The sequence below is a fragment of the Mucilaginibacter sp. P5_A4 genome (assembly GCF_056400605.1).
The window spans coordinates 1-21,676 of the sequence record NZ_JBFUKX010000026.1; the positions used below are offsets into that span (position 1 = coordinate 1).

12 protein-coding genes are annotated in these 21,676 nt (G+C 41.9%); 3 read left to right on the plus strand and 9 right to left on the minus strand.

Translation table 11 applies throughout. From position 1 onward, the window contains the following. Window positions 1-642: hypothetical protein (locus tag AC1DQW_RS16010; protein WP_477455013.1), on the minus strand; the 642-nt coding region annotated here is incomplete at its 3' end. A 93-nt stretch (window positions 643-735) separates the two neighbouring features. Between AC1DQW_RS16010 and AC1DQW_RS16015 the strand changes: the two genes are divergently transcribed. Beyond that, window positions 736-4,386, plus strand: coding sequence for a DUF7149 domain-containing protein (locus AC1DQW_RS16015; RefSeq protein WP_477455014.1), 3,651 nt, complete (start codon window positions 736-738; stop codon window positions 4,384-4,386). 8 nt (window positions 4,387-4,394) lie between these two features. Here the strand turns inward: AC1DQW_RS16015 and AC1DQW_RS16020 are convergent, their stop codons facing one another. Then, complete coding sequence (locus tag AC1DQW_RS16020; RefSeq protein ID WP_477455015.1) at window positions 4,395-4,652, minus strand: hypothetical protein; 258 nt, start codon at window positions 4,650-4,652, stop codon at window positions 4,395-4,397. A gap of 502 nt (window positions 4,653-5,154) precedes the next feature. Here AC1DQW_RS16020 and AC1DQW_RS16025 point away from each other — a divergent pair. After that, window positions 5,155-5,490 carry a hypothetical protein gene (locus AC1DQW_RS16025; RefSeq protein ID WP_477455016.1) on the plus strand — a complete coding sequence of 112 codons (336 nt, stop codon included), beginning with the start codon at window positions 5,155-5,157 and terminating at the stop codon, window positions 5,488-5,490. A gap of 464 nt (window positions 5,491-5,954) precedes the next feature. On the opposite strand, the gene AC1DQW_RS16030 is transcribed toward AC1DQW_RS16025, so the two are convergent. Beyond that, a complete protein-coding gene (locus tag AC1DQW_RS16030) occupies window positions 5,955-7,796 on the minus strand; it encodes a DNA topoisomerase 3 (RefSeq protein ID WP_477455017.1) in 1,842 nt (613 codons plus the stop codon). 366 nt (window positions 7,797-8,162) lie between these two features. Between AC1DQW_RS16030 and AC1DQW_RS16035 the strand changes: the two genes are divergently transcribed. Next, a complete protein-coding gene (locus AC1DQW_RS16035) occupies window positions 8,163-9,047 on the plus strand; it encodes a universal stress protein (protein ID WP_477455018.1) in 885 nt (294 codons plus the stop codon). 15 nt (window positions 9,048-9,062) lie between these two features. Here the strand turns inward: AC1DQW_RS16035 and AC1DQW_RS16040 are convergent, their stop codons facing one another. From AC1DQW_RS16040 to AC1DQW_RS16065, 6 genes are all read right to left on the minus strand, one after another. Beyond that, window positions 9,063-9,926 (minus strand): universal stress protein, encoded by an 864-nt coding sequence (locus tag AC1DQW_RS16040; RefSeq protein WP_477455019.1) that lies wholly within the window; start codon window positions 9,924-9,926, stop codon window positions 9,063-9,065. Window positions 9,927-10,135: 209 nt separating this feature from the next. After that, window positions 10,136-13,441: a GH92 family glycosyl hydrolase gene (locus AC1DQW_RS16045; RefSeq protein ID WP_477455020.1), complete on the minus strand. Its 3,306-nt coding sequence runs from the start codon at window positions 13,439-13,441 to the stop codon at window positions 10,136-10,138. 128 nt (window positions 13,442-13,569) lie between these two features. Further along, window positions 13,570-14,697: an acyltransferase family protein gene (locus AC1DQW_RS16050; protein ID WP_477455021.1), complete on the minus strand. Its 1,128-nt coding sequence runs from the start codon at window positions 14,695-14,697 to the stop codon at window positions 13,570-13,572. Between the two features lie 11 nt (window positions 14,698-14,708). Then, complete coding sequence (locus AC1DQW_RS16055) at window positions 14,709-17,663, minus strand: beta-galactosidase (protein ID WP_477455022.1); 2,955 nt, start codon at window positions 17,661-17,663, stop codon at window positions 14,709-14,711. A 222-nt stretch (window positions 17,664-17,885) separates the two neighbouring features. Then, window positions 17,886-20,084, minus strand: coding sequence for an alpha-N-acetylglucosaminidase (locus tag AC1DQW_RS16060; RefSeq protein WP_477455023.1), 2,199 nt, complete (start codon window positions 20,082-20,084; stop codon window positions 17,886-17,888). A 113-nt stretch (window positions 20,085-20,197) separates the two neighbouring features. After that, window positions 20,198-21,673, minus strand: coding sequence for a RagB/SusD family nutrient uptake outer membrane protein (locus AC1DQW_RS16065; protein ID WP_477455024.1), 1,476 nt, complete (start codon window positions 21,671-21,673; stop codon window positions 20,198-20,200). Window positions 21,674-21,676 lie beyond the last annotated feature (3 nt).

Sequence of the window (21,676 nt, forward strand, 5' to 3'; positions counted from 1 at the left end):
ATGGGGTTTAGATAACATAGTTAAGCTGTCTAAACGGTGTTTATAAAACTCTTTTTCTTCTTTCAAATGAAACTTTTCAGAGTCAAATTTACTTACACCCCAATAATTTCCTGCAAATAAAAACAAGGCACAGACCCCGACAACCATCCCCCAAAACCCCCAATCTTTTAAAAGCTTAATCGTATGTTTTTGATTAACTAATCGATTGAGAGCATCGATTTCTTTAATGTAATTCTCGTTAATATCATATATTTCATTAATCTTATTGTACGCTTCTTTTAAATCCTTTTGCAACTGTAATATGTATTGATTTTCCTCTTTCGAGTCCACTCGTTGCTTATTTTCTTCGTTACTTTTTTTCTGCAATTGAATGTTTAAATCAGTCTGTTCTCTAACTCTTTGTTGCCTAACTATTGATTGCAATTTAGATTCAAGGATCGATTTTAGCATGGCTCTGCTATCTGAAAGATTGTTCCCGTCAATCAATAAGGTGTTTATTTGATAAACGGTAGTTGCAGAATCATACGGGAAAAGCTGTTTTATAAGATCAGCTGATTTAATTTGTATATCCTTAAAATCATTTTGCGATAAAATATATACATCTAATCTATTGATTAAAGACTGTAACGTTTCTGGATTCATCAGCGAACAAATTGTAGTGTATAAATATAGCAATCGTTAATAAACAACTAATATTTATTAATTTAACCAATTATTAATAGCCTATACCAATTAATGAAATTAATCCCACAAGAGAAACTAAATAAGGCACTTGATAAAGCTTTGCTAAAGCACCGGCCTTTAGTAAGCGAAATAAATCTTTTCAAATCAGAACTGGTTAAAGTTTTAGACCACATAGATAATAGCGAAAGTGAAGAGTTCCACAAAAATTTAGTGAGCAATTTTTTAACCAACGCTTTTTATACTAACACCCATTTTATAAATACAAAGGGGCGTCAAGATCTTGTTATCCATACTGGCAAAGACAATAAAACAAAGGTAGGGGTGATAATCGAGGCTAAGCGGCCAACAAATAAAACAGATTGGTTTACACCTGAAAAGCCGAATAGCAAGGCCATGCAGGAACTTGTATTGTACTACTTACGAGAACGTATTGAGGAAAAAAATATTGATATAAAATACCTGGTAGCAACCAATATAAATGAGTGGTATATTATAGAGGCAAAGTATTTTGATAACCTGTTTTTTAAAAACAAACAGTTAGTTAAACATTATGAGGAATGGCGGGATGGTAAAAAAGTAACTAAGGACACCGGGTTATTTTATAATGATATTGCAAAGCCCTTTATTGACGGTTTAACGGATGAAATACCCTGCATATACTTCAATATACGACGACATGAAAAAGTATTAAGGGACAAGGAAAATTATAATAATCGAGAGGTTAACGCTCTTTTTAAAATACTATCGCCCCTCCATTTACTAAAAGTTCCGTTTGCAGATGACAGTAATGAGTTGGATGAAAAATTCTATAAGGAATTATTGCACATTATTGGACTTGAAGAGGCCAAGGAGGGTGGTAAAAATATTATTCGCAGGAAAGTTGAAAATAGGAACATAGGTTCCCTCATAGAAAAAGCTATTGATGAACTAAAAACCGAAGGCTTGCATAAAGTACCCGATCTTAAAAGCTTTGGGGATACAAGCGAGGATCAGTATTTTAACATAGCCCTGGAATTGTGTATAACCTGGATTAACAGAATTTTATTTTTAAAGTTATTAGAAGGACAATTAATAAATTATCACAAAGGCAATCAGCAATATCGATTTTTAAATAGTAAAACAATAAATGATTTTGACGAACTGTTTAAACTATTTCACAAGGTTTTAGCCGTTGACGTAAATAACCGCAGCCCAGCCATACAAGAAAAATACCATCTTGTTCCTTATCTAAACAGTTCGCTTTTTGATATTGAGCCGGGGGGGTTAGAAGATCTCACTATTAAAATCAATGCTATTGATAGCAACGACATCCTTGAATATGTTGGCAACGGAACTATTTTAAAAGAACAAAAAAAGAAAAATGAGAAGCTAAACACTTTGGATTACCTTTTCCAATTTTTAGATGCTTACGACTTTGCCAGCGAGGGAACAGGCGATACTCAAGATGATAATAAAACGCTTATAAACGCCTCTGTTTTAGGCAAGGTTTTCGAGAAGATAAATGGGTATAAGGACGGTTCTATTTATACACCGGGTTTTATAACCATGTACATGAGCCGTCAAAACATACGTTTGGCCGTGCTGCAAAAATTTAACGAAGCATATAATTGGGATTGTAAACAATTTGAGGAATTAGATAATTATATTGAATATCAACAAACCGAAGTTCGAAATAATGCCAATGCACTAATCAATAATTTAAAAATTTGCGATCCCGCAGTTGGTAGCGGGCATTTTTTAGTATCAGCTTTAAATGAAATTATCGCCATAAAAAGCGAATTGAAAATATTACAGGATGTTAATGGTAAACGTTTAAAGGAATTTACTATTGATGTAGTAAATGATGAATTAATAATAACGGACGAAGACAACGATCTTTTTATTTACAACCCGCAAAGCGCACAAAGCCAATTAATACAACAAACTCTTTTCAGCGAAAAGCAAATCATTATAGAGAACTGCCTCTTTGGAGTTGACATAAATCCCAACAGCGTTAAGATTTGCCGTTTACGTTTATGGATTGAACTTTTAAAAAATGCCTATTACAGACAGGACGGCAACTTAGAAACGCTTCCTAACATTGATATAAATATAAAATGTGGAAATAGCCTTCTTAGTCGTTTTACATTAGATGCAGACTTAGGTAAAGCATTGAAAAGCATTAAATATGATATAAATGCTTACCGAGGTTTCGTAAATGATTATAAAAATTGCAAGGACCGTGAATTGAAGCGTGATTTACAATTCATTATAAACAAGATAAAAGCGGATTTTAGGACGGAAATCGCTAAAAACGATCCACTGGTTGTTAAATTTAATAAAGCGAATGGGGAATTATATAATTTGATATCCCAGGTAACACTTTTTGAAGGGGGGACCAAGCTAAAGAAGGCTAATAAAATTAAACGAGAAAAGTTAGAAAGCGACCTAAAAAAATGGGCTGCTGAAATTGAGGAAATTAAAAATAATGCTATTTACAAAAATGCTTTTGAATGGCGTTTTGAGTTTCCTGAAGTTTTAAATAATAATGGCGACTTTGAAGGCTTTGATATCATTATAGGAAACCCGCCGTATGGGGTACACCTTAGTAAGGCAGAAGATAAAATTTACAGAGAGATATTTCAAGTTTCAAATTATCAGATAGACACCTACACCATTTTTACTGAATTAGGAATTAACATTGGGACAAAGAATTCTTTACTCAGCTTTATAATTCCTGCAGCATGGTTCGCCTCAACCTATGATATCAAATTTCGGGAATATTTAATACAGCAAAACCTTTTAAAGTCGGTTACACTGTGCCCTAAATCGACCTTTCAAGATGCTGTTGTAGAGGTATGTATAATTGATTGTAGCAAAACCAATATAACAAATAAGCAAGTAGATGTTTATTCGCTAAAAAGGGAGATTGTAACAACAATTGAAAAGGATTCCATTAACGCTGAAAGTAATTATGTAGTAAACATTTTTCTAAATCAAACGGAAAGCGAGATCTTAAAAAAGATAAAGGTTAATAAGGTTAAATCAAAAAGCCTGTTTGATTTTGTTTGGGGAATAAAAATTTATCAAAAAGGTAAAGGGGTTCCTAAGCAGACCGATGTAGAATCTAAAATGAAGATTTTCCACTCTAATGAAAAGGTTTTACCAACGCACTTGCCTTTAATTGGAGGAAGCCAAATTGCACGTTATAAAGTTATAAAGAAAGATGTTTTTGTGAATTATGGACCATGGATTGCGGAACCAAGAACGCCAGAATGGTTCAGTGCGACGCCCAAAATTTTAGTTAGAGAGGTTACCTCAAAAGGACAAATTTTCGCCACATTAGTTGAAAGCGAAATGGTTTTTTCAAATTCAGTTGACGGAATTAAAAGTAAGACAAATGACTTAGAGGATTTAAAGACATTCCTAGCTATTTTAAATTCGAAACTTGCCTCTTACTTCCATTTAAAATCGTCGGCAAATTCTCAAAAGGATTCATTTCCTAAAGTATTGTTGCAAGATTTAAGAGAGTTTCCATACCCTGAAATTGATAGTGTAATAAAATTAAAAATTAGTGGGCTAGTTGACAAAGTTTTACATTCCGAAAACGGACAAATCCAAGCTTTATTTGAACAACAAATAAACGATTTAGTCTATCACCTTTATAATTTAAAACCGGACGAGATTGCAGTAATTGAGGGCGTGAGCGAATTTAGTGAGTAGCAACTCTTTTATTTTTCAAGTTCAGCAGGTACGCGGTGTTCTTTTAATAAAAAATAGAGCGTGATAGCTTCATCTGTTGACCCCCAGCTACCGCAAGCTTTCGCTGCCGCAGGCCTGCGTGCCCGCATGCAAATCACGATGTTGTTGTAAAACCTTAAGCCCATGCTTACCCGCAATTTCGCGTTAGTGATGGCAGTGGATACCGGCCCAGCGCCTAATGCCTGGTGCGCGTATGAACGTACAGCACGGCCCGCAGGGAACGCCATTGTTAAAGTCAAAAGTCAAAAGTCAAAAGTCAAAAATTGAAATTGCGGAGTGCACTTGAACGCGTTAACAAATAAATAAACCTTGAAAAATTCAACAGTCAAAATTATGGAGCATTCTGTTTTTGTAGAGACACATAATTGCCTCTCCAGCAGGACATTCCAGATTTGCAAGGCGGATTTGCCCGCGTGATTTGCAGGGTGTGATTTGCATGCGGGAGACGCAATTATGCGTCTCTACGTTGGGGATAGATGTGTTGTCACCTTTTTAGCGCACCCGCACTAACTCTTTCTGGCTCTACCAAATGGCATTAAGGGGTGATTTTACTTTACCACCACTGCCTGCTCCACCTTCTGTGATTTGCAGTGGAGTCTGCCGTTGCTCAGTATCCGGGCTAAAAAAGGGATTATACGTTTTAAAGACTGATTTGCCAATGTTGTAAAGGCCATCTTTTGTGTTATGTTTGTTTAATCCTATCATTAAACATCAATCAAGATTAACAACGTGAAAATTTTAAAATCAACAACCATAGCAATCTGCCTGGCAGTGCTGACCAATTCATGCAGCCATAAAAGCGGGACCCAATTAGCGTATAGCGGAACGGTTACATTTAACAACGACAGTACGGTAATAAAAAGTTTATCTCAAAACGGATTTGTTAGTTACACCCATGATGATGAAAAGATATTGATAGAAGCGGATAAGAAAGGCGGTGTATCCTATAGTTTTAACGGAGAGGATAAGCGTGACCAACTTGATGATAATGAAAAGCTGTTGTTAAAGGAAGCTATTGATGGTGTAGTAAAAAGCGAAAGAGATAAGATTAATCAAAAGCGCTAACAATTACAATGGGTGATTTCCCCTTTTAGCGCAAGTGTTGTCCCTAAACAAAATCGTGAATCTGTATAGTTCGCGATTGCCGCGCTGCGCTCGCAATGACATGTTTGTAAATTGCTGATTATCAGTGCTATTTTTAATATAATCTATGTCATTGCGAGGCACGAAGCAATCGCACGCTATACAGAGCGGACTTGCATAGTTCGCGATTGCCGCGCTGCGCTCGCAATGACATGTTTGTTAATTGCTGATTATCAGTGCTATTTTTTAATATAATCTATGTCATTGCGAGGCACGAAGCAATCGCACGCTATACAGAGCGGACTTGCATAGTTCGCGATTGCCGCGCTGCGCTCGCAATGACATGTTTGTGTTTAGTTCCGGGTATTTTACATAGATCGGATTTGCAAGGTTGCTCTGTATGTCGGGGATTGCTTCGTACCTCGCAATGACGGGTTGTTTTTAGCTTACTTCGCTACCACTGCCTGCGGTATCTTCAGGGTTTTGCCTTCGCGCAGGAGTTCCTGGGTGATGGCGCGGGTGTAGGTTTTTATTTCTTCCTGGAAAATGCTCACCGAGGCGCCGGTGCGGATTTCTTCGAGGCGTTTTTCCCAGGTGCCGGTGAGCTCGGCCTGGGCTATCTGCTGGTTTTTTACTACGTGGTAAACCGATAGGCCGGTTTCTGTAGGTACCAGGTTCTTTTTTTCGCGCAATATGTAATTGCGTTTCAGCAGGGTTTCTATGATGGATGCACGGGTGGCGGGCGTGCCCAGTCCGCTTTCTTTCATGGCGTAGCGCAGTTCTTCGTCGTCAATTTCTTTGCCGGCGGTTTCCAGCGCTTTGAGCAGGCTGGCTTCGTTGTACAGGGGCTTGGGTTTGGTTTGTTTCTCTAACAAAGCCTTGTCGGTAACGGGCAGGTTTTCGCCTTGCTGCACTTTGGGGAGGGTGGGGTTTTCTTCTTCCTTTTTTTCCTCGTCGGTATCGTTAAACACGGCGCGCCAGCCCGCGGTTTGTATCACTGTTCCGCTGGCCATAAATTTGGCGCCCGATTGTACGGTTATTTTGGTGATCTCTTTGATACAGTCCTGGTGAAAGGCTTCCAGCATGCGGCCTGCTACCATATCATACACGGCCTGTTTATCGGGCGTTAACTGGTAGGGTGTTTCGCCGGTGGGCAGTACGGCATGGTGATCGGTAACTTTCTTGGCGTTCACGCTGCGCTTGTTCAATTTGGCGGTTGATAACAGGGTGGCCTGTTTGCCAAAGTCGGGATGATCTTTCAGCTTATCAATTAAACCGGGTACCCCGGCAAATACATCATCGCCTATATACCTGCTGCCGGTACGCGGGTAGGTTACCAGCTTGCTTTCGTACAGGTTTTGCAGTATGGTAAGGGTTTGGTCGGCCGTGAAGCCTTTGCGTTTATTGGCTTCCTGCTGCAGGCTGCTCAGGTCGTGCAGCAGCGGCGGCGGTTCTTTACGGGGTTTGGCCTCTACATTTAATATATGGCCGCCATTGGGGAAGCCGCCGTTTACATCCTGCACCTGGTCGACAACCGCCTGTGCTTCTTCTTTGGTTTTATAGCTCTCGGTAGAAATTGCTTTAAACACCTGTCCGTCTTTATCGGGCTGGATGCTTACCTGGTAGTATATTTGGGGTACAAAGTTTTTATTTTCGAGGTAGCGCGAGCAGATCATGGCAAGGGTAGGGGTTTGCACCCGCCCAAGCGACAGCACGGCCCTGTTGCCCGACGACAGGCTGAGTGCCTGCGTAGCGTTCATGCCCACCAACCAATCGGACTGGGAACGGCAGTGCGCCGAATTGAACAGGGTATCGTAATCGCTCCCCGGCTTTAAATTGCGGAAACCTTCCTTAATAGCCTCATCTGTTTGCGACGAGATCCACAATCTTTTAAAGGGCTTTTTGCATTTGAGGTAGTAGTATATATACCTGAAGATGAGCTCGCCCTCGCGCCCGGCATCGGTAGCTACGATGATTTCGGTAGCTTCATCGAACAGTCCTTTGATGATATCCAGCTGTTTTTTAACGGATGGATCATCAACCATGCCTTCTTTTGTTTTTACCTTGCGGATAGAGAGCTTAAATTTTGGCGGCAGCATGGGCAGGTTTTGAACGTTCCAGCCGTAATAGCCATATTCCTGCGGGGCGGCTAACTGTAGCAGGTGCCCAAATGCCCAGGTAAATGTGTAGCCTTTGCCTTCCATATAGCCATCCTTTTTGGTGGTAGCGCCAAATACTTTGGCAATTTCGCGCGCAACGGATGGTTTTTCGGCTATGATGACTTTCATAAAGTTTTGTTATTAAGTAAAATAGCCTTGAGCAGCAGCATTTATTTACAGGTGGTGAATGTATATAAATAGTGAGGGGTGTGCAATGGGTGTTGAAAAATGGGGAGTGGTGAGTGGTGAGTTGTGAATGGTGAGGGGTGAATTGTGAGTGGTGAGTGGTGAGTGGTGAGTGGTGAGTAGTGAGTGGAGGGAATTATGGGGTAGTTAAAATATGCAACCACTCACCACTCACCGCTCACCACTCACAAGGGTTATTCCTTAATATTTTATTAACAATTATAGCGTCATTTGATAACGGTCATTTGTTTTTTGGATTACAATTCCAAACTTTGCTACCCCCTCCCTAATCTTCAAAGAAATGTAAACATGAAAGCCATTGTAGTACCTACCGATTTTTCTGATCAGGCTGATAATGCAGCCCGTTACGCCGTATGCCTGGCGAAGGATTTGAAACGGGATGTTAGTTTATACCATGCCCTGTTTGTGCCTATGGAGGTACCCATTGCCGATGCGGGTTTATGGCCTTTGGAGGATTTTTCTTCTTTAAAAGAAGTTGCAATAAAACAACTGCGGCACCTGGCCGGGTGGCTGGAACGTACTATTGATGATAAGGAGGAAGGCGCTACCGATACATTTAAACCGGCTATTGACTATCAAAGTGTGATAGGACCGGTAACGGATGTTATCATGAACGTTATGGCTGATTCAAAATCGAGTTTGGTGGTTATGGGGATGTCGGGATCAAATGGGCTGAGTCGTTTTTTTATGGGGAGCAGGAGTAAGGACCTGGTTGATCACGCTAATTTCCCGGTGTTGCTTGTGCCGGGTTGTGCTGTTTTTAAAGGGATAAAAAAGCTCATTTTTGCTACAGACCTTAACACCGGCGATATCTCGGTAATCCGCATGCTTGCCGGCATGGCCAAAAGATGTAAGGCCGAGATAAGGATTTATCATATAACCGGCGAAAACTATGATAAAAAGGGGAGACTTGGCAAGGTTGAGGCCTTTAATCAAAAATTAACCGAAACGGTGCATTATCCCCATATATCGTACCATCACCTGAGGGGCATGAACGTTGATGACGGCCTCGACTGGCTTTGCGAGCATGGGCAAATTGATTTGCTGGCTATGGTTCACCGGCCGCATACTTTGCTGTTCAGGCTTTTAAGCAACAGCCATACGCATCAGCTGGCCGGGCATATTAAAATACCCTTATTGGTTTTTCCGCCCGAGTATAACGTAACAATATAAAAACACCCGTCTTCATTAATTCATCATTACCGAAGGGATGAGCATTACGGGTAACTGTTGTTGTTTTAACAGCTCGTCGGTATTGGTGCTTTTAAAAATACGGTTTAAAAGGCTATACCTGTCGTGCACCAGCGCAAGCATATCGGTTTTGGTATCCTTACAAAGGCGGTTAAGGCGGTTAATCAATTCTTTGCCCACGATGCTTTGATAAGAAATGTCCGGATATCCAAACCGGGCTACCTGGGTAATAAAGTTACTTTTCTTTTGGTGGTTGTGGTCGTAGTTATGTTCCCAGAGTGATAAGTATACAATTTCGAGCTCAAAATGAAAAATCCGGCCCAACTGAATTAGGTAATGCACCGCATCCAGGTCGCTGTCGTTAAAATCGCAGGCAAGGGTTACTTTTTTAAAGTGCCCCAGATCAATACTTTCCGGGATGATGATTACAGGCCGGTTAGCCCGGTTGAGTACAACGCTGGTATCACCGCCAATCAGCAAATGCTCCATAGTGCTGCCTTTGCGGGCGCCTATCATAATAAGTTCGATATCCTTTTTTCCCGCAAAAAAATCCAACCGGTATTTAAGGCTCCCTTCCTCGTGCCGGCAATCAATACCAGGGTGGTGCTGGTCGGCCGGCAGCGTTGCAATAAGCTCCTCTAAATCTTCTTTCAGGAAAGTTAATTTTTTATGGCTTTCATTTTCCCATAACATCTCTTCGATGGCACATGGCGGGTCTCCAAATCCGGCCAGTACAGGGTGGCTGATGAAAGTGTTCAACAAAATAATGTTTGAATATAGCTGAGCGCAAAGCGAAACGGCAATTGTTGCAGCATGATTGGCGTTATCGGTAAAATTGGTGAGCACCAGGATTTTTTTCACGATAATTTTTATTAAAAGTAATAAATATTAATTTAAATGACAAGTATTATAAACTATAACGCAAATATGATTAATTAGTAAACCTGCGCAGGTGATACCCATCATACTCAAAAATGATTTGCAACACATTTTAAGCATACCAAAAGGGGAGAAAGAAAGATGTTACCAGGAATGGATTTTAGAAGGAGAACTACATGCGGATTTGCTGATTATTTAACACTGTTACGCTCATTGTTTACAATAGAGCGGATCTCTTCGGCGGTTAGGGGTTCTTTAAACACTTTTACCTTATCCATGTGACCATGGTAGATCCTTTCGGAGGGGAATTCTTCATTTCTGCCCAGTGTCCATTTATTACCGTTGGAGAGGTTGGCATCGATTTCTGTTACCGTTTTTCCGGCCAGTTCGCCATCAATATACAAATAAAGGGTTTTGCCGGTGCATACGCCTGCTATATGGTGCCAGTTATCATTCCAGTTTTTGGGAAGGTTTACTGTGCAATCTCCACGTCCCCAGCCGCCCGCAAAAAAAGTAAGGGTGGTATGAGCTGTTACCTGCAAAACATGGCTGTCTCCTTTAGTTATCATGTCAACAAGTCCAGGTTCGTTTCCTGTTGGGTATACCCAGCCCATCATGGTGATGGTGTTATCCATATTATCCAGGCTTGCCGAGTTGGGTACTTCAACAAATGTATTCTCATCAAATCCTAATTTCCCGGTTTTGTTATCGGGGTTAGGTCGCACTATATGACCATCATTGTGGTATCCCGAATTATCCCTGGTTAAATTATCCTGCACATAACTTACCGGCGAAATATCAAGCAACAGGGACTCTTTATTATCTGCATATACTTTATAGCCTGCCTCCGCATCATCAACCTTAACATGCTGAAACCCTTTTACCTTACATGGTACAATATGCGTGATGGTTTTTTTGCCGCCAGGTGCAAGGCTTATGGTATCTGTAAAAAGTAAGGAATCATTCTTCATTACGGGGAGCTGGAAGGTCCGTTTTAAACCGTCGATATTTTGAATGATGTAAGTAAGCTGCTGGAACTCATTTACCTTAACCATTGGCTTTGCCGCCAGGCCTGTTATTTTAAACGGATGGGCAAATGGTGTTTTTGGCGCGTTTACAATAACTGTAACCGGGGCCATACCTTCCAGTTTAAGTTCTGTTTTTCCTTCGGGATAAAGGCGGCATACCAGGGAGTCGTTTTTAACACCCTCGGAAACCACCATACAGTTTTTATATMCATACTGCTTTCCATTCACTAACAGCCTCACGGTTTTCACCCCGATGCTTCCATTGTTGGCAATGGAAAAATGTACAGTAAAGGGCTCATTAGGTTCCACACTGTTTTTTGAAATCGAGTAATTCAGAATCCTAAAATCCGGGCTTTGCCGGGTTTCTGATAATTCAACAGGGTTTTTGTTAACCGGCCAATTGCTTTCGGTACTACCCATATTAAACGTCATCGAACCGCCTTTCAGCAATAAGGAATGCGGTATTGTTAACTGCTGCCAGGAGCTTCCGTTAACACTTAATCCTTGTACATAATTATTGCTTAAAGCGCTATTGCTACTGTTGATGGTAAAATTTTTACTATTTGAAAGATGCAGCGTTACCGATTGAAACAAAGGCGACCCTACGGCATAAACAGGCCTGCCAGGGCAAGCAGGGTAAATCCCCATTGCACTAAAAAGATACCAGCTGGAGGTGGACCCAAGATCATCATTACCCGGCAAACCACCGGGTTTGGTACTGAAACGGTTGAGCATGATCTGCCTTACCCATTTTTGGGTTAATGCAGGCTTACCGGCCTGGTTAAACAGGTAGGGCAAATGAAATACCGTTTCATTATCAAAGGGGATAACATTGTTAGTTATTGCCGAATCAAGTCTGCCGGCAAATTGTTCGTTACCGCCGGTAAGGTTGATCAGATCTTTTGCATTATGAGGAACAAAGTAGGAGTATACCCACTTATCGCCTTCTTTATAGCCAGACATACCCGGCTGTAGTTTAAACTCATTGTTGTTGCGGGGTAATAATAGCAATTCATCGTTGTTCAGGAGGTTCCTGTAGCTATAACTGCGGTTTAACAGAAGCTGGTAGTCTTTATCATTGTGGATAATGTTGTTGGCAAACTGAGATAAGGCCCAGTCGTCATAAGCGTATTCAACGGTACGGGTAACAGATTCTGATCGGGTAAACGGGATATACCCGTTTTGCTGATAGATCTCCATATCCGACTGGATAAAAGGCGGCTCAATGATGCTTTTTTTCATGGCTGTATAGGCCAATTGTTTATCAAAACCCGTAACTCCTTTCAGATAGGTATCCACAATAATGGGGATGGCATGGTTACCCGTCATCGATTCGGTGGGCAGGTGGCCGGTTTGTTTGTATATATCCAGCATAGATAAAACCACATCTTTTTGTTTATCCGGGTAAAGCAGTATAAGCAAAGGGTGCAGAGAGCGGAAGGTATCCCATGGAGAGAAAGCGCCATATTGATTTGCGCCTGTTTTCTGGTGAATTTTACCATCTTCGCCCTTATAACGGCCATCCGCATCGTCAATAACCCAGGGTAGTAAAAGTGAATGATAAAGGGCAGTATAAAAAACAGTTTTATTTTGCTCATTACCGTCTTTTACATCAACAACTGCCAGTTTTTTAAGCCATTCATCCCTTGTTTTTTTGTGTACCTGGTTAAAGGTTAAAGCGCCAATTTCCTTATCGATATTGGTTTGAGCGCTTGCATAACTAACAAACGAAGTGCTCAATTTAAGTCCGATAATTTTATTACTTGCTTTAGCTGATTCAAAAATAAAGATCCAGCCCCCTTTAACCTGCTTTTTTGATGTATAATCTTCGGTGAAATTGATAACGGTATTCCCCATTGAAGCATGCAATATCCTCTTAGAAATTATTGTGATATCGCCGGCAATAAATACTTCAGGGGGGATATCCGCGGCAAACGTGAATCGGAATATCCCGGTTCTTGCTGTTGTTGTTGCTTCGGTAATTGTGTGGTCGTCGTCAAAAATTACTTTATAATATCCGGGGCTTGCCGTTTCATTGATATGAGAAAACTTCCTGCTGTATTTACCGGCCTCAAATTCTGAACCCGAACTAAGCGGCATAATATAAAACAGGCCTGAAGACCCCCCGGGAAAGCCGCTCATATGCCTTAAACAGCTGAAGTAATAAATGCTGCTGTCGTTATAATTATATCCCATGGCAACCCTTGTTTCGGGACTTAACTGTATAAACCCCGATGGTGCAACTGCTCCCGGATATGTACCGCCTTCGCTCCCCCATAAGGTAAACACATCGCTTTTTGCAGTGCCAATAAATGGATTTACATATTGGAGGTGGTTTGTGTGTTGGGCAAAAGTATTGAAGTTTAGCAGTAGCGTTAAAAGGGCAGTTAAACTAAAAAAGGACTTAGAAAACTTCCTTAAACTAAACAAAATACCCGTCATGGGTAGGCACGAAGCAATCCCCGACATCCTAAGTAGATTTGCAAATCCACCCTGGACGGTTCGGGATTGCTTCGTACCTCGCAATAAAGGTAGAATAGACACTTTATCTACGTATAATACCATTCTCCAATAAGACCCTAATACCTTCAACATTATTATATTTTAATATATATCTTCCTCTTATCCAATACATAAGCTACCAGCCAGCAAAGCATCATATAACAAATGGCAAATACCAGTGTGCCAAATGCGCCGGGGAAAAACCGCTGGTAAAATACCTGGTTTATCCAATCGTAAAAACTTAATTTGGGGCCTACCCATACGGTTTGTAAAACGGTAAGCAGTAATTCCGACAGCAGGTAGATAGCCAGTGAGTTACGGCCAAGGATAAGAAAGAAATTGGTGCCTCCTTTTACTTTTTCTATTTCGATGGCAAATATCAGCAGGCCCAGGATGGCCAGATCGATACCGATAGTGAGTAAAGAAAAGGTACTCGTCCATAGCTTTTTGGCTATCGGGAAAAACTGGCCCAAAAACAAAGCTGCAACAATCAATAAGCCGCCGTAGATAAGCAGTTTTGCAACAGTTTCATAAGTTTTTCCCTTTCGCTGGATAAATGCGCCTGCTAAAAACCCGCCGATAACATTCACTATGCCTGTTAATGTGCTTAATAAACCTTCGGGATCAAAAGCTATGGGGCCGCCTTTATCGTGGTATAAATGATCGTTGCCTAATAATACAATATCAAGACGGGTACCCGCGTTGCCAAGCATGGTAAATTCTTTACCGGGTTCGCCAAAAAAAAGTAAAAATGCCCAGTATCCAATTAATAGTAATGCTGATATGATAACAGCTGTTTTTTGGGAGCAATAATGAACTATTAAAGCGCCGAAAAAGTAGCACAAAGCAATACGTTGCAACACGCCCATAATACGGGTGTGGCTAAGCGGGTTAAAAGCCCACCCATCATTAACACGATGGAAGAACGGGAACCAGTACATGAGGTACCCTAATAGAAATATAATAACCGTCCTTTTAAATATCTTGCCTATAAATGCGGTATCCGACTCAAACTTCTTTTTAGAGAAGCTAAGCGCGTTACCAACTGCAAACAGGAAAGACGGAAACACAAGGTCGGTTGGTGTAAAACCTATCCATGGAGCATGGTCGAGCGGTGTCCATACGTTTGCGCCCGAACCCGGTGCGTTCACAATGATCATGAAGCAGATGGTCATTCCACGGAATATATCGAGCGCTGTAAATCTTTCAGTAGTTAAAGCCATTTTTTGTTTTATTAATTGAGATCAGCACTTAGTTGAGTTGTTGTACGCCCAGCTCCTGGCTCGGCAGCAATTATGGTATCGTTAGGTTGTTTTCCATCTTCATCATATATCACTAACTGGTTTAAGCCCTTGTTGAGCCAGCATTCGGGGATATACAAACTGGAAACCTGGATTTTTTCGGGGTAGCGGCCAATATGATGCCCGTTAACCCAGACAGAACCATGCCCCAGGTTTTTGGGCTCAAACCGCCATATGAAACTTTGCCCTTTTTGCTGCGGAACAGTAAAAGAGGCGCGGTAAAAGCGGGGGGCATCAGTTTTATTGCCTTGTATCAATTTTTGCCAGCCCTTTACAGCGTGTGCATCACCAGGACCTCCCTTCATTTGCCAACCGGTTATTGCCTGCGCATTGCCGATGGCATTGATCTTTACAGGCTGATCGATGCCGCCTTCGTTGGAATAGTTTTCAATAAATAGTGATAGCGTAACCGGATGTTTTAAAATATCGGTATCAGTAATATGAACTTCAAAAGGCTGGTTCCAGCCGTCATGGCGTAATACCTGTTTCCCATTGACGAATACCGTGGCATTTTCGTCGATACTTTTAAACGTCAAGGTGATTTTTGATGTACCTGCAGGTTGTTGTGGTATAATTGTAGTAAACCAGCCGTATCCTTCCTTTAAATTAAAGGCATCGGCGCCTATTTTATACTTTTTAAATAGGGTAGTATCAAATGCAGGTGGCACCTGCTTAACAGCAATATTTTTTTCCGCTTTCATAAAATACCAATCATTTATTTCGCTAATGAATGGGCCGCCTTTTTTAATCACGGCGTTGCCAAAAATTCCTTTGCTATCTACTTCATCTATTGGCCCAATGTAAGCAGGCAGCTTATCGCGGCCGTCATGTGCTGTAAAAATAGCTAAAGCATGTTTGCCCTTTTTTAATTGAAGTGAAACTTCTGCGTCGCTCAGCTTCCAGTTAGCGGCCTGCTTTCCGTCAATAAAGGCCTGGCCGCGGCCATTACCATTAACCTGTAATGTATACTTACCTGTAGCCGGAATGGTAAGTGATGTTCTGTACCAGGCATCGGCGGTTATATCACCATCGGTACCCATAGGTAAGGGGGCTTTTGACGACAACCATTGGCGGGTATTGTAATTTGCAGCAGCAAAACCCGAAGCGCTTTTAAACTCCCAATTGTTTAATGCAATGCTTTGGGGTTGTTTGGTACCTGGTGTTGGGGCCTGATTTAGAAGAACCGACTTTTTATCTGTATAGATCCGGACCTGATCCTGCTTATCTGCCAACAATGGCGATTCTATTTCGGCAATAAACCGGCCGTTCTTAACTTCGGCCTTCCCCAAATAGGCAGCACCGCTAACGATATAGTTTTTGCCTGCTATCTCGTCAATGTATGTTTTATCGGTCCATTGCCTGTTCATTGCTAAAACACGGATGGTTTGTGTACCCGCTTTAAAAGTATATTCCAAAGGCTTTTCCATAACGGCCATCGTTTCATTGATGGTTACCTGGTCGCCTTCTGTTTTTAGGGCTGAGTTTACAGTTGACACCTTGTTTTTGGCTGTAAAATACAACGATAAAGGCATCCCTGCTTCAACATCTGCAATAATAGTAGTGGTATTATCCTGCTTTACAACCGCAAAGATCCTGCTTAAAGCCCAATGAAGCGTTACCTCATTATTGATATTATAATCATGAACCAGGGGATAGATCCCGCCAGGTAAAACCGTTATCTTTTTATCGCCCGAAACTTTATCACCGGGGAGATGCAGTTGCGCGGATATAGCTTCTTTACCCGGATTATCAAGGAAGACAATTTCCCCAGCCGGGCTTTTGCGTGCGCTAATTTTTAAAGAAGAGTCTGTTACTATCTTACTAAATGCAGCAGCATCATTTACACTGTTTTCCAGAACATCCTGGAAACTGCGGGCAAACCATGCCGCGCGTTTAAAGGTATAATATATCGGCCTCAAATCGCCGGCCTGACCAATAGCAGCACCATAATCATAGGAGGCTGCATCCTCATCATTATTGGTATACCCAAAGTTCGACCCGCCATGAGCCATGTAATAATTGTATCCGTTACCGCCATTAGCAATGATCATCCAGGTGCGCCTGTCGTAAAGTGCGGCATCACCGGGCTTAGCGCCGTACTGCGAATACCATACGCTCCAAAACTCTGTAGAAAACCATGGATTGGGCCTTGTGGCATCGTCCAGTTTCCCATCTCCCGCCGGATCGCTGGCATGATGCAAGCCGCTAAAAAAGTAAGGCACCTGCATCCCCATAGCCAATGCCTTGGTTTGCAAATGTTTAAAATAACCATCTGGCATTACCGTGCCCCATCCTTTAGGGTGTTCGTTCTCTAACTGAACCAATACCACCGAACCACCTTTATTAACCTGGTTATTAAATACAATGGGTAAAAGATGATCAAAAAAACGATCGACATATTTTTCAAACAATGGATTATCTTCCCGTACCCGCAACCCCTTTTTAAACTTGAGCCAGATAGGGTAGCCGCCATTATCCCATTCGGCACAGTAGTACGGACCTACGCGAACGATGGAGTACATGCCAAGGTCTTTAACCTCTTTTAAAAACTGGTTGAGGTCATGGTCGCCGGTAAAATCAAATTTGCCTTCCTGTGCTTCATGAAAATTCCAGATGGTGTAAATCTCAATACAATTAAATCCGGCCTGCCTGATGCGAAGCAACCTATCATGCCAAAGCTGGTGCGGGATTCTTGCATATTCTAACCCTGCAGAAACAATGAAGGTACGCTTGCCTGCTATAAAAAAACCTTTACTGTCAAAATCAATATAAGATTTTGCCGCTGCAGATGGAGGGAAGATGTGGTCATTACTTGACTGGGCATTTATGGTTGTGCTGTATGCCAGGCAAATAAGGATTATTAGGAATAGGTATGTGCTTTTGATCATGTGTTTTTATGATTCAACGTTTTTTTGTTATGGTAGAGTAGGGTTCGGGCGTCAACCCGTCATTGATTATGATTATTGCCTTTTCAACCGTATAGACGCATAATTGCATCTCCCACGTGCAAATCGACCTCGCAAATTGCAAATGCAAATCGACGATCTTGTAAATTCGGAATGTCCTGCGAGAGACGCAATTATGCGTCTCTACAAAAAAACAGGTAGCGGCTAATATGCTGCCTGCAACACCAAACTGTTATACTTTGCAAACAAAGCCTTGGCTTTTTCTACACCATCGCCTTTGGCAACATCGGTATAAGCATTATCATGCTTATTAACCCATTGCCATTCCCAATTTTTTACCTGTGCATCAAATGCTTTGTCGTTAAAAGGGGTGCCTGTTGTCATTGCTTTTGTAAGCTGCGCAAAATACAGTTCCCAGCGGGGTTTATAATAGCCCTTTATTAAACCGGCCCATTGCCTGTTTGAGTATTCGCGTAAGCCGCTTTCCTTATCGCCCCAAAGCGTAACCAGGTCGCGGGCATTAAATTCATAAAGGTTCTTTTCCTTTTCGGTGATGCCGTTTGCCCTTGCCTCGTTGATCCATTTACCCAATAAAAAGTCTTTACGGGTGCTCAGCAGGGCATCCATATCATCCATTAACTGTAAAAAAGAGGTGCTATATTCTTTAAACGCTTCCTTATCACCGCTTTTATAGGCCGATGCCATTTTTTGTTGCAGTGGCGTTGCATAATTTGCCAATACCTGCCGGGTTACATCAATAAGGTCGTACTGAAAGCCATCACTTTGTTTCAGGCTATCTGCGGCGTTTATTAATAGCTCCCACGCTTTAGCCAATTGCTTCGGATCATAATTTAGTTTTGTTAAAACCCTGTCGATAGTTTTTTGCATAGTCGGCCGGGCCACTATGATAGATTCCGGGCCGCCCTCGGTAAGGCCGCCACTGTAAACGGTATTCAATAATATATGCCATGCATTATCGGCATTGGCATTTATTTGTCCATAACGCCTGCGGGCATAATTGCTTACCCATGCATCGGCGTCAATAGGCGTATCGCGCCAAACGTTTTCAAGCATGAGGGCAAACAGTGCAGGGTTTTGCTCAATCCCTTCGGGTGTTACGCCTATGCCCGTCATGTTTTTTGATTCGGGGTCGTGCAAGGCAATAGCCGGGTCGGCGGCTACATGGCGCATCCGGCCAAACAGGCTAATGTTACCGCCAAAATTTTGCAGCATACTCCAGATCCATGGTTTGCCGTAATAAGCTTCGGTACGGTTCCATACCGGGTGGGCATCGCTGTACAGATCCAGAACAATCATTTGATCATCCGGTACAGCATTTAACAACGCCTTGATCTGTTGCGGTTGCCAAAACTTGTTGTTGTAATGAAACATCCATCCCTGCATTACCCATACCGCTTTGGGATCGGCAGCGGTCATGGACCGGAAAACCTTTTTACTCATCCCATCCAGGTAGGTAGAATCGTTGGTAGGAGGGACGTTTTCATTAAAAGTATCTGCAGAGTAAAGATGATCTGTGCCAAACTCTTTTGTTTGTGCTTCTATATATTTTTTGCCTATGGATTCAAATAATTCATCATCCGGGTCAAGAATATACACATCCGGGAAACCGGCATCCCAGTTGGTTTTTTTTACTTTTGCCTTCGGGAACCTATCTTTAAAAGATGGCGGCACGTGGCCGGTAAATGACGACAATACAGGTTTCATCCCAAATAAACGTTCGCGCTCCAATATCTTTTTTTGCAATGCTTTGTGGGTATCCATCCAATGCTGTGGCAGCGGGCCGCCCCATGCATCAATATTACCCATCCAAAACCAGGAGAAATAGGCCGGTCCGCAAAAAAATGCGTCCAGCTCTTTATCTGTAAAGCCCATGCTTTTGTATACATCCTGCCATACGGCTTCTTCGCCGGTAATAGCCAGCGGCATGTTAATGCCATTGAGGGCCATCCAATCAATTTCTTTTTGCCAGCGTTCCCAATCCCACCAGGCCATTGTATAATTAAAGGTGCAATAGTTAAGGTAGTAGCGGTATTTGTATGGGGTGGTTTTATGGATTTTAACGCTAACTGTGGGCAAATTTGCAGGCAGGTTTAAGTTGGTACCATTCCAGCCTATATCGCAAAAGCAATAATTTTTAAGGTAGTAATTTAAGGCCGCAGCTACAGATAAGCCATTGCTACCACGTAAAACTATTTTACCATTGCGGTTATCAAGCTCAAAAGCATCCTTGCTATTATCCTGGGCGATAGACTCGATTAAAAAAGCGCCCGACTTGCCCGGAATAACCCGTTCAATAAAATCAAGGGAGGCTTTTTGATCAACCTGGGCGTAGGTATTTAAACTAAATGCGGTAACAATAAATATCAATAAACCTTTTTTCATTATTTAAGCTGGTTCTTTTTTGTATAGGGTATTATTTAAATAAAAATGCCGGTAACCAACACAAATTGATTTATCAAATCATTGCTGGCTACCGGCATTTAATGGATCATTACTTAAAAGTTTGGATTTTGTATTAAAACGCCTTTACTCTTATCAATTTCTACCTGTGGTAATGGGAAATAATAATTTTTAGGGCGAACAAATGTCACCGTTTTCGATTGGTCAATTGGCGCTTTTGAAACCGCCTTGTTGTATATGGCTGCTATATCAACAATGTTTTTCTTGTCCCAACGCATTAAATCCTGGTGGCGCTGGTCCTCGCCCGCAAGTTCAACACGGCGCTCGTGAATCAGCTGTGTCATACCTGCACCTACAACCGGCGGCAACAATATTGATGCCCGGCGTCTTACCTGGTTTATCAGTGCATCACCGGCACCGGCACCCTGTGTACGGATAAGGGCCTCTGCCACCAGCAGGTAAATATCAGCCGACCGCATTAAAGGCACAGCGAAGTTATGGTCTACGCCGCCGCCATCGGCTACAGTGTTAAATACAGCGTACTTTTTGAAAGCAAATCCGGTTGCCGACAGATCGGCAGTAAAAGTGGTTAAGCCTTTATTATCACCAAGGTCAACCTTATCGCCAACACTTAAAAGCGTTGCTGCTTTACGAGGATCATTAGCTTCAAACTCGTTTGCCAAACCCTGTAAAGGCTGACTGAAGCCGTAACCGTTCCATGACCTTGGGATATAGTAAACCGTAAAATCATTTGATACTACGTTTTGTAGAGCCTGGATAGAGAAAAGCATTTCGGTGCTGCTTTCATTTGCACGGGTAAAGTTATCCGTGTAGTTGGCAGCTAATGCGTAATGCGAATTAGAAATTACCTTTTGACCTGTTGCAATTGCTTCGGGAAGTTTTTCCCAATACATGTAAAGCTTCGTTAAAAGCCCCAGTGCAGTGCCTTTACTTACGCGACCGTGATTTGAAGCATCGTAACTTTCGGGCAGCAGGTCAACAGCTTTCAGCAAATCACTTTCTATCTGCTTACGCACTTCTTCAATCGGCGATTTAGGAACATTGAATAATTGTTTAGCATAATCTTCATCGGTAATGATTGGCACATCGCCATGAATGATCATTAAACGCCAGTAACCAAAAGCTCTTAGAAAATAAGCCTCACCCATGCTGCGACTTTTAATATCTGCAGAAATCGCGGTTATTTTAGGGATATTGATGATGCAGTTGGTTGCGCGGTTAATCTCTTCGTAGCGCCATTTCCACGGGTACCTGATAGCCGCATTTGAAGCATCATAAGTTAAATTTTCAATGCCTTCATCTTCGCCATGATCACCAGAGCGCCAGTAATCGTCAGATGGAGTATCGAATGTTGATTCGGCATGGCCTATGTAATCTTCTTCCGGTAAAATGCTGTATATCCCGTTAACAGCATTAACGGCATCAGTTTCGTTCCTGAAATAATTATCAGAGGTATATACTCCTTTTTGCTTCAGATCGAGTGCTTTTTTACATGAGCTGCTAACTAAAGCCAGCCCTAACGCTATATATAATATTTTGTTCGATTTCATGAT

Bases quoted from the DNA above. Each gene is read 5' to 3' on its own strand.
- AC1DQW_RS16035 (WP_477455018.1), top strand. From the start codon at position 8,163: ATGAAAGCCATTGTAGTACCTACCGATTTTTCTGATCAGGCTGATAAT.
- AC1DQW_RS16060 (WP_477455023.1), bottom strand. From the start codon at position 20,084: ATGAAAAAAGGTTTATTGATATTTATTGTTACCGCATTTAGTTTAAAT.
- AC1DQW_RS16030 (WP_477455017.1), bottom strand. From the start codon at position 7,796: ATGAAAGTCATCATAGCCGAAAAACCATCCGTTGCGCGCGAAATTGCC.
- AC1DQW_RS16055 (WP_477455022.1), bottom strand. From the start codon at position 17,663: ATGATCAAAAGCACATACCTATTCCTAATAATCCTTATTTGCCTGGCA.
- AC1DQW_RS16020 (WP_477455015.1), bottom strand. From the start codon at position 4,652: ATGGCGTTCCCTGCGGGCCGTGCTGTACGTTCATACGCGCACCAGGCA.
- AC1DQW_RS16015 (WP_477455014.1), top strand. From the start codon at position 736: ATGAAATTAATCCCACAAGAGAAACTAAATAAGGCACTTGATAAAGCT.
- AC1DQW_RS16050 (WP_477455021.1), bottom strand. From the start codon at position 14,697: ATGGCTTTAACTACTGAAAGATTTACAGCGCTCGATATATTCCGTGGA.
- AC1DQW_RS16065 (WP_477455024.1), bottom strand. From the start codon at position 21,673: ATGAAATCGAACAAAATATTATATATAGCGTTAGGGCTGGCTTTAGTT.